Genomic DNA, 10,022 nt, shown 5'->3' on the forward strand with positions numbered 1-10,022 from the left:
GTCCTTGGCCTTGTTGCTGGGGATGGCGAACCCGACGCCGATGTTGCCGGTGCTCTGCCCGGAGGTGGCGATGGCGGTGTTGACGCCGATCACCTCGCCGCGGGTGTTGGCACGCGCACCAGCCGGGTCAGCCGGTCCCGCCGTGGGGGCCGCAGGTCCCGCCGCCCGGCAGCGGCCCCCGGCCGAGCCGCATCGCGAAGTTCGCCGGCGCGGGTGTCGCCGTGTTCGCCCTGATGCTCGGGTCCGGCGTCGCTGGCGGGGCGCTCGCGCTCGCCCTCGACGGCGACGGCGGAGGCGTCACCCGCACCTACTCGGCGGCCCCCGTTCTCAACAGCGCGGACCTGCCGAAGATCGCCGCGTCCGTGCAGGACAGCGTCGTCTCGATCACCACCGACAGCGGTGAGGGCTCCGGGGTGGTGCTCAGCGCCGACGGGTACGTGCTCACCAACAACCACGTGGTCGCCTCCGCCGCCGGTAACACCGTGCGGGTGGTCTTCGCCGACGGCAAGAACGCCGAGGCGAAGATCGTCGGCACCGACCCGAAGACCGACCTGGCAGTGGTGAAGGCCAACGGGGTGAGCGACCTCAAGCCGGCCAAATTCGGCGACAGCGACGCCATGCAGGTCGGCGACCAGGTGCTCGCCCTGGGCAGCCCGCTGGGTCTGCAGGGTTCGGTGACCGCGGGCATCCTCAGCGCCCGGGACCGCACCATCCGCGCCGGCGAGGGCCAGCCGCAGGACCCGAGCCAGCAGAGCCAGGCCGTCAGCTCCATCTCCGGCCTGCTCCAGACCGACGCGCCGATCAACCCCGGCAACTCCGGCGGTGCGCTGGTCAACACCCGCGGCGAGGTGATCGGCGTCAACACCGCCATCGCCACCTCCGGGCAGAGCACCGGCAACATCGGCGTCGGGTTCGCCATCCCCAGCAACAAGGCCAAGGACGTCGCGGGCAAACTCCAGCGCGGCGAGAAGGTCAGCCACCCGTCGCTCGGGGTGGGCGTCAACCAGGCAGAGGGCGGCGGCGCTCTCGTCGCGTCGGTTACCGCGGGCAGCCCCGCCGAGAAGGCCGGCCTCCAGCGGGGCGACGTCGTCACCCGCTTCGGTGACAAGGCGATCAACGACTCCGACGACCTGGTGGGCGCGGTGCAGGCCGGCAAGGTCGGCGACCGGGTCGAGGTGCAGTACAAGCGAAACGGTGTCGAGAAGACGGCAACCGTGACGCTCGCCGAGACGTCCTAACACCAGAACCTGCCTCCTCCCTCCGGCGGCGGGTGGCGGGGCCAAGGGGGTTGGCTCCGTCACCCGCCGCTTCTTCTCGTTCCGACGGCGGTTCACCCGATCCGGGTGAACCGCCGTCACCCGTATGTCCGGCAGGTTCGCCAGGACGAGGCGAGACGGGGGTGGGACCGGTGGATGCCGACGACGACCAGCGGATCCAGCGCGACGTCCTGGCCGAGCTGGCGTGGGACCCGCGGCTGCTACCGAACGAGATCGGCGTGACGGTCGACCAGGGCGTGGTCACCCTGCACGGGTTCGTGGACGGCGTCGCCCGGCGGTGGGCGGCGGCCCGCTGCGCGCAGCGGGTGCGCGGGGTGCGGGCGGTGGCCGACGAGATCGAGGTACGGCTGGCGGGCACGCCGGGGCGTACCGACGCCGAGATCGCCATCGCGGCCTCCCGGGCGCTGGAGTGGGACAGCTTCGTGCCCGCCGAGCGGCTGGCGGTGACCGTCGCCAACGGCTGGCTGATGCTGCGCGGCGAGGTGGAGTTCGGCTGGCAGCGCCGCGCCGCCGAGGGGGAGCTGCGCCGACTGGACGGGGTGCGGGGCATCACCAACCTGGTGGAGGTGCGTCCGCCGGCGCCGCCCGCCGGCGACCGGCTGCGGCACGACGTCCGGCGTGCGCTGCTGCGCACGATCGGCGCGGACCGGGTGACAGTCGAGGTGGACGGCGACACGCTGGTCCTCGCCGGGGTGGTCCGCTCGTGGTGGGAACACGACCAGGTCCAGCGGGTGGCCTGGTCCGCGCCCGGAGTGCGGGTCGTCCACGATCAACTCCTGGTCGGCGGGTGAACGTCCGTCTTGTCCGGTTTACCGGCGACGCCACGGGGAAACCGTCGCGGACCACGCCGACGACCGGCGTCGACACCGGAACCGGGACAATCGGGGAGGATCCGTGGCCGTGAACCACCCGCCCGCCGAGCGCTCCGGAGAGCGGTCGTTGCGCATCGCGATGGTGGTACCGCCCTGGCTGTCCGTGCCGCCGCCCGGCTACGGCGGGTTGGAGCAGGTCGTCGCCGGCCTGGTGGACGCGCTTACCGCGCACGGGCATGCGGTGACCCTGTTCGGCGCCGGCGGTCAGCACGGCACCGCCGCCGGCGGTTTCGTCTCCACCATCCCTGACGTCCAGTACGAGCGGCTCGGCGAGTCGCTGCCGGAGCTGGCCCACCTGGCCCGGGTGAACCGACTGATCACCGCCGCCGACTTCGACGTGATCCACGACCACACCACGATCGGTCCGCTGGTCGCCGGCCGCCGGGCCGTTCCGACGGTCGCGACCGTGCACGGCAACCCCGTGGGGGAGTACGGCGACGTGCTCGGTGACGCCGACCGGGACGTCCGCCTGGTGGCCATCTCGCACGCGCAGCGCGGCCTGAACCCCGGCCTGCCCTGGGCCGGCACGGTGCACAACGCGCTGGACATCCGCGGCTTCCCCCGCAAGACCGAGCCCGGCCCCGGGCCGGTGCTGTGGCTCGCGCGGTTCAGCCCGGACAAGGGCCCGGACGTCGCCATCCGGGCGTGCCGCGAAGCCGGGCTGCCGTTGCTGCTGGCCGGCAAGTGCAACGAGCCCGCCGAGCGCCGCTACTACGAGCAGGTCGTCGAGCCGCTGATCGACGAAGACGTGACAGTCGTTCTCAACGCCGACCGTGCGCAGACCCTGCGGATGCTCGTCGACGCCCGCTGCCTGATCATGCCGATCCAGTGGGAGGAGCCGTTCGGCATGGTGATGCTGGAGGCGATGGCGACCGGGACCCCGGTGGTCGCCCTGAACCGGGGCGCGGTGCCGGAGCTGGTCCGGCCCGGCGTGACCGGGCTGGTGTGTGAGACGCCGGACGACCTTCCGGCGGCGTTGCGCGCCGCAGCGCAGCTCGACCCGCAGGACTGCGTGGCGCACGTCGCGGAGAACTTCTCGGCCGAACGGATGGCGTACGGCTACGAGGACCTCTACCGCCGCTTCGCCGCCGACCGGTACGACATCCGCGAACCGGCCCGCGTGTCGGCCCGCTGAGCCGCCGAGGTGTGGCCGGGGTCAGACGCCTGCCGCACCCAGCTCGGTGATGGCGACGTCGAGCCGCTGCGCGTACGCCGGACTGATGCCGCCCTCGCCGAGGCGGACCGCGACCTTCTCCCGCAGCCGGGCCACCGGCGGTGCCAGCTGGTCCCGGCCCGAGCCGACCGCGACGGTCAGGTTCCGCAGCTCGTTGCGCAGGTCGAGGCCGACATCGGAGCGGATCTCCCCGGCGTTCAGCCCGTCGCCGATCAGTTGGTCCACACGGTTCGCGGCCTCGATCAGGTTGCCGGGCTCCGAGGTGGTCGAGCGGGCGCTCGGCGGTGCGGACGACGACGGAGCCGAGGGCTGCGACGACTCGACGACCGGCGGGTCCGACGGCGGGGGCGCGACGGGACCGGTCGACGGCCGCGTCCGGGGTGTCGACCGCTCATCGGGCAGCAGGGCCACCCCGGCCAGCGCCACGCCGACCGCGAGGAGCGCCGGAACCAGCAGCGGCGCCAGCCGCCGACGGGGCCGACCCGGGGGCGGTGTCGCCTCCTCGGCGGGGGCGTCCGTCGCCGTGGGCCCGGGGACCGGTTCGAGGGGCACGGCCAGGGTGGACACCGGGGCGGTCGGCTCGGCCGGCAGCAGTTGGTCGCGCAGGGTGGTGGCGACCTGCCGTGCGGTCGGCCGGCCCGCCGGGTCGCGGGACAGGCAGCGCAGGCAGATCCGGGCCACCGCCGGGGGTAGCTCCGGCAGGTCGGCCAGGGTCGGTGCCGGGCCGTCGGCCAACGCGGCGCTGAGCTGCTCCCAGGTGTCCGCCGGGTACGGGACCCGACCGGTGAGCGTCTCGTGCAGCAGGACGCCGAGCGAGTACACGTCGCTGGCCGGTTGGGCGGGGGCGCCGTCGAGCCGTTCCGGGGCCACGTAGGCGGGGGTGCCGAAGGTGCCGCCGTCCTCGTCCTCGTCCGGCGCGCCGATCCGGGTGGCGATGCCGAAGTCGAGCACCTTGACGCCCGTCGCGGTCATCATCACGTTGGCCGGGGTGATGTCGCGGTGCACGATGCCGAGCCGGTGCGCGGCTGCCAACGCGTCGGCGATCTGCCCGCATACCTCGACCGCCTCGGCCCATGGCAGCGGCCCCTCGGTGAGCCGCAGCTCCAGCTCCTCGCCGCTGAGCAGCTCCATCACCACGAACGAGGTGATCGAGCCGTCCGGGTCGACCGTCTCGCCGTAGTCGTGCACCGATGTGACGTGCGGGTGCACCAACTGGGCGGCGGCGCGGGCCTCCTCGCGCACCATGTCGCGGAAGCGGGCGTCGGCGGCCAACGACGGGGCGAGCACCTTGAGCGCCACGACCCGGTCGAGCACCTCGTCACGGGCACGCCAGATGACCGACATGCCGCCGGCGCCGATCTGGTCGACAAGCCGGTACCTGCGGGCCAGTAACCGGCCCGGGTGCAGCGCTGCCTTCACGGATCGCACCTGCCTCGGGGTGGGAGCGGTATCAGGTTGCGCGAATGTGTCCGGCCTGTCAACGGCGTCCGGCCGGCCGTCGACGGGCGGTGCCCGCTCTGCGCCGAATGCCGGTGGCGGCGGGCCCGTGCCAGGATGAGAGACATGGCGGGGGGACCGGTGGCGTTCGTGCTCGGCGGCGGGGGAGTCCTCGGCGCGGTCGAGGTGGGCATGCTGCGTGCCCTGTTTCGCGCCGGCATCCAACCCGACCTGGTGCTCGGCACCTCCATCGGCGCGGTCAACGGCGCGCTGGTGGCCGCCGACCCGACGGAGGCGGTGACCGGCCGGCTGGTCCGGCTCTGGGCGTCGCCGGAGGCCAGCGAGGTGTACGGCGATTCCGTCGCCCGACAGTTGCGCCGCTTCGCCGCCCGCACCCACCTGCACTCGCCGCGTCCCCTGCGCCGGCTGCTCGAATCCGAGTTGGGTGTGGACACGACGTTCGCCGACCTGCGGGTGCCGTTCCGTTGCTGCGCCGCGCACATCGAGCGGGCCGCCGAGCACTGGTTCGACAGTGGGCCGGTGGTGCCGGCGGTGCTGGCGTCGGCGTCGGTGCCGGGGCTGCTCCCACCCATGGAGATCAACGGCGCGCACTACGTGGACGGCGGCATCGTCAACTCCATCCCGATCGGCGAGGCGGTGGCCGCCGGCGCCGGCCGGATCTTCGTCCTCCAGGTGGGCCGGATCGAGCGCGAGCTGACCCCGCCCCGGCGGCCGTGGGAGATCGCCCAGGTGGCGTTCGAGATATCCCGCCGGCACCGCTTCTTCCGGGAGATGGCCGCGCTGCCCGAGGGGGTGGAGGTGCACGTCCTGCCGACCGGCGGGCTGAACCCGCGCGACGACACCCCGTGGGCGTACCGGGACATGGCGGCTGTGGGCCGGCGGATCAGCCGGGCGTACACCGCCTCGCGCCGCTACCTCGCCACCCACGTGGAACGCTGATGCCGCTGCCCCCCAGGTGGCTTCGCCGGTTGCTGATCGCCCCCACCGTGGTGCTGCTGGCGTTCCTCGTGGTCACCACGCTGCCGGTCTGGGCGTTGCTCGCGGCCGCCGCCTCGCCGCTGGTCCCGGGCCGGTTCCGGCCGTTGCGGCTGTTCTGGATCGGCTGCGTCTACCTGGTGTGGGACGCCGCCGCGCTGCTCGCGCTGTTCGTGCTCTGGGTGGTCTCCGGCTGCGGCTGGCGGACCCGGTCGCCGGCCTTCCAACGCGCGCACTACGTGCTGGCCGGCTGGTTCCTGCGGGTGCTGTTCTGGCAGGCCCGTTGGACGTTGCGGCTCACCATCGACGTGGTGGGCACCGACCCGGACACCGCGCTGCCCGGCCGGCCGGAGCTGGTGCTCTGCCGGCACGCCGGGCCGGGCGACTCGTTCATCCTGATCCACGGGCTGGTCAACTGGTTCAACCGGGAGCCGCGCATCGTGCTCAAGGACAGCCTCCAGTGGGACCCGGCGATCGACGTGCTGCTCAACCGGCTGCCCAACCGGTTCATCGCGCCGACACCGGAGCGCGGCGAGGAGACGGTACGCCAGGTGGGGCACCTCGCCGACGGCCTGGACGACAACGACGCGTTCGTGATCTTCCCGGAGGGCGGCAACTTCACGCCCAAACGGCGGCTGCGCGCCATCGCCCGACTGCGTTCGCTCGGCCTGGAACGGATGGCGCTGCGTGCCGAACGGATGCGCCACGTGCTCGCCCCGCAGCCCGGCGGGATGCTCGCCGCGCTCGACGCCGCCCCGGACGCGGGGGTCATCTTCGTCGCGCACACCGGCCTGGAAAGGATGCTCACCGTCGCCGACGTGTGGCGCGAACTGCCGATGGACAAGCGGATCGTGATGCGGTTCTGGTCGGTGCCGCCGGAGGACGTCCCGGCCGGCCGGCAGGAACGCATCGACTGGCTCTATGACTGGTGGGCGCGGATCGACGCGTGGGTCGCGGCCAACCGGTGAGCGCGAGGCGCGCAGCGCAGCGGAGCCCCGCAGTCGCTAACGAAAAGCGGGCTCAGCGGGACGGTGCCGCGTAGGGTGCGGTCGTGGACCAGATCTGCGTGGTGACGACGGTGGTGGATGCACGTTCGGTCGCCGACGTGCTGGCGGCCGCGGCCGTCGCCGGGCGGCTCGCCGCCTGCGCACAGGTCGGCGGTCAGGTGGACAGCACCTACTGGTGGCGCTCGGGTGTGGAGACCAGCACCGAATGGTCGGTGCAGTTCAAGACCGCCCCGGACCGGCTCTCCGCGTTGGTCGACCAGATCCGGGTCAGCCATCCGTACGAGGTGCCGGAGATCCTGGTGTCCAGGGTGGAGAGTGGCGACCCCGGCTACGCGACCTGGGTACACGAGCACACCCGACCATGAGTACGCGCACTCTGGGCCGCGACCCGGTGGTGTTTCGATGATGTGCGGGTGGACGACACCCGCTATCCCTGCCCCGCCTGCGGCGCCCCGGCTGACCTGAGCGCCGGCTGCGCCGGTTGCCGACGCCCGCCCGACCCGGTCGCCGCCGAGGTGGTCCGGCTGGGTCGGGAGGTGGCCCAGCTTGAGCCGCGGGTGGAGCAGGCCCGTCGGACGTACACCGAGTTGGCCGGTCGGTTGGCGGCCACCTCGCGCCGGCGGGCCGAGCTGGCCGCGGTCGTCCGCGCCGGGGTCGCGGCGTCCGTCGTCGGGCCGGTGCCGCGAAGCGCTCCGGTGTCGACGGTCGGGACGGTCTCGACGCCGGGGGCGGCGGAGGCTTCGACGCGGACGATCCAGGGTCTGCTCTTCGTCCTCGGTGGACTTCTGCTGGGCACCGCGGCGGTGGTGTTCACGGCCGTCGCGTGGGCGTCGGTCGGGGTCGGTGGCCGGGCGCTGATCCTGGCGGCGTTCACCGCGCTCGCGCTGGCCGTGCCGCTGCTGGCGGTCCGTCGGGGGTTGCGCGGCACGGCGGAGACGTTCGCGGCGGTGGGGCTGCTGCTGGTGGTGCTTGACGGTTACGCGGCCTGGTCGGTGGACCTGGGTGGGGTGGCCGGTTGGCCGGGTAGCCGGTACGCCGCGCTGGTCGGGGGGGCCAGCGCGGCGGTCGCCGTGGCGTACGGCCGGCTCAGTGGGCTGACCGGGCCGTGGTTCGCCGCGCTGCTGGGCGCCCAGCCGGTGCTGCCGTTGCTCGCCGCCGGGGCGCGGCCGGACGCGGCTGGTTGGGCCCTGGTGCTGCTCGGGGTGGCGCTGCTGGATCTGGCAGTGGTGGTGGCTCTGCGCGGCCGGCCGGGGTCGGCGCCGTTGGCCGGTCGGGTGGTGGCCGGAGCCGGGCACGTCGTGGCGCTCACCGGCGCCGCGAGCTGCGCGCTGGTGCCGTTGCTGCTCGGCCGCGCCGCAGGCACACCGCTGCTGGCGGGGGCGCCGCTGCTGCTGGTCGCGCTTACCGCGTTCGGCGCGGCCCGGCTGGTCGGCGGCCCCGTGCTGCGGATGCTGGCCGCCGGGCTGGTGGTGCCGGTGCTGGCCGTCGCGTTGCTGCGTCCGGTGGCCGAGCTGCGGCCGGCGCTGCTGCTGCTCGCCGCGGCGGTGGTGGCCGTCGGCCTGGCGGGTGCGGTGCGACTGCTGCCGGCGTCGGTCCGCTCGGAGGGGGCCGGACCGACAACGGCTGGATCGGGGGCGGCCGGGTCGGCGATGGCTGGGCCAGCGGGTGCTGGACCGGCAACGGCCGGGTCGGCAACGGCTGGGTCGGCGGCGGATGGTGGCGGCGGTTGGCGGACCGGCCCGCGCGTGGGGGCGCTGCTTGTCGCGGCGGGAACGGCGCAGGTCGCGGCGCTGATCACCGGCGCGCTGGCGGTCGCCGCCGTCGGTCGGTCCCTGCCGCCGTGGGGCGGGGCCGGGACCGGACCGGACCTGGACTGGGGCTGGCAGGTGGCACCCGCTCTCGCGCTGGCGTTCGGCGCGACGGCGCTGCTGGTGCCCCGCCGCGCGTGGGCGCTGCTGGCGACGGCCGGCGCGGTGGCGGTGCTGCTCGCCGTACCCGCCGGCTGGCCAGCGTCCTGGTGGGCCGTGCTGGCCGTGGACCTGCTCGGTGGGGTCGCGTTGCTGCTCACCGTGCTGGTCCGTCCGGTGACACGACCCGCCGTACTGTCCAGCCGCGCGCTGGGCGGCACCGTCCTGCTCGGGCACGGACTGCTGGTGGCCCTGGCCGATCCGGTGGGTGCCCTCGTGGCGTCCGGCGTCCTGGTCGTGGCCGGTCTGGCACTCGCGCTGCGCCGGGCGTCCGGGCCGTACCGCCGGGTGGCCGGTGCGGGTCTTCTCGTCGCGCAGGTCGCGCTGCCCGGGGTCGCCGCGCTGGCGGCGTTCGCCGCGGGCGCGCAGCCCTGGTGGCAAGCCCGGCTCGCGGTGGCCGCCGCCGTGCTGCCGCTGGTCGCGGTCCTCGCGGCGCGTCGCCACCGGGCTGACCTGACCGCGTACGCGGTGACCGGCGCGGTGGGCGCGGTCGCCGTGCCCGGGCTCGCGCCGCTGGTGGCGGCGGGCAACGAGCCGATCGCGCTGTACGCGGCCCTGGCGGCGGTGGTCGTCGCGCTCGTGGCCCGATGGGACCGGCCGACCGCCCAGGTCGAGACGCCGTCGACGGCTGGGGGGCCGTCGGCGGTCGGGGCGGCACCGGTGGTCGGGGGGCCGTCGATGGTTGGCGGATCGTCGACGGTCAGGGGGCCGTCGGCGAGCCGCCGGCCGGGGACGCTGGTGGTCGGTGGCGCGCTGGCGGGGGTGGCCGTGCTGGCGGCCCTGCCGACGGTGCTGAACGCGCTCGTGTCGCCGTACGACGGCGGGGGTCGGATCTGGTCGGGCGTGCCGGCCGTCGTCGCGGATCCGGCGGGGTACCCGGTCGGGCTGGCGCTCGCCGCGCTGGCGGTGGCCGTGGTGCTGGCCGGTCGAGGGGGTCGCCCGCCGCTGCTGGCCGCGCTGCCGTTCGCCGCTGCCGCGCTGCCGGTACTGCTCGTCGCGGTGGGAGCACCCTGGCCGGTGCTGCCGGGCGGCGTCCTGCTCGCCGGTGTGGCCGCGCTGCTGTTCGCCGCCCTGGCCGCGCCGCGTCCGGCGCTCGCGCCGACCGCCGTGCCGGTGGGGGCGGTGCTGGTCGCCGCCGGCGTGCTGGGGCTGCTCGCCACCCGGGCCGGCACGCTCGCCGCCGAAGGGGCGCTGCTGGTGACGGCTGTGGTCGTCGCCGTCGGGGCGCGGGCGGTCGAGGTGCGGGTCGCGGGGTCCCTCGCCGCGGTCGGTGCGGCGTGCGCGCTCGCGGT

General features: G+C 74.9%; 7 protein-coding genes and 1 pseudogene. 7 read left to right on the forward strand and 1 reads right to left on the reverse strand.

What is annotated here, in order from left to right:
- Window positions 1–113 precede the first annotated feature (113 nt).
- The 3 genes and pseudogenes from FHG89_RS27105 to FHG89_RS27115 all read left to right on the forward strand — a co-directional run.
- A pseudogene (locus FHG89_RS27105) lies at window positions 114–1,238 on the forward strand (S1C family serine protease); the annotation flags it as partial.
- Window positions 1,239–1,408: 170 nt separating this feature from the next.
- Window positions 1,409–2,068 carry a BON domain-containing protein gene (locus FHG89_RS27110; protein ID WP_139587243.1) on the forward strand — a complete coding sequence of 220 codons (660 nt, stop codon included), beginning with the start codon at window positions 1,409–1,411 and terminating at the stop codon, window positions 2,066–2,068.
- A 103-nt stretch (window positions 2,069–2,171) separates the two neighbouring features.
- A complete protein-coding gene (locus FHG89_RS27115) occupies window positions 2,172–3,284 on the forward strand; it encodes a glycosyltransferase family 4 protein (protein ID WP_139587244.1) in 1,113 nt (370 codons plus the stop codon).
- Window positions 3,285–3,305: 21 nt separating this feature from the next.
- On the opposite strand, the gene FHG89_RS27120 is transcribed toward FHG89_RS27115, so the two are convergent.
- A complete protein-coding gene (locus FHG89_RS27120; protein ID WP_139587245.1) occupies window positions 3,306–4,742 on the reverse strand; it encodes a serine/threonine-protein kinase in 1,437 nt (478 codons plus the stop codon).
- Window positions 4,743–4,886: 144 nt separating this feature from the next.
- On the opposite strand from FHG89_RS27120, the gene FHG89_RS27125 reads away from it, so the two are divergent.
- The 4 genes from FHG89_RS27125 to FHG89_RS27140 all read left to right on the forward strand — a co-directional run.
- Window positions 4,887–5,720, forward strand: a complete 834-nt coding sequence (locus tag FHG89_RS27125) for a patatin-like phospholipase family protein (RefSeq protein ID WP_139587246.1) — start codon at window positions 4,887–4,889, stop codon at window positions 5,718–5,720.
- Window positions 5,720–6,724 carry a 1-acyl-sn-glycerol-3-phosphate acyltransferase gene (locus FHG89_RS27130; RefSeq protein WP_139587247.1) on the forward strand — a complete coding sequence of 335 codons (1,005 nt, stop codon included), beginning with the start codon at window positions 5,720–5,722 and terminating at the stop codon, window positions 6,722–6,724. Before FHG89_RS27125 ends, FHG89_RS27130 begins: the two co-directional genes overlap by 1 nt.
- Window positions 6,725–6,807: 83 nt before the next feature.
- Entirely contained in the window at window positions 6,808–7,128 is a 321-nt protein-coding gene (gene cutA / locus FHG89_RS27135) for a divalent-cation tolerance protein CutA (protein ID WP_139587248.1), read from the forward strand.
- Window positions 7,129–7,176: 48 nt separating this feature from the next.
- Window positions 7,177–10,022, forward strand: a 2,846-nt coding sequence (locus FHG89_RS27140) for a hypothetical protein (RefSeq protein WP_139587249.1), incomplete at its 3' end; no start/stop codon positions are given.

This window comes from Micromonospora orduensis (assembly GCF_006228125.1).
Lineage (GTDB): Bacteria > Actinomycetota > Actinomycetes > Mycobacteriales > Micromonosporaceae > Micromonospora > Micromonospora orduensis.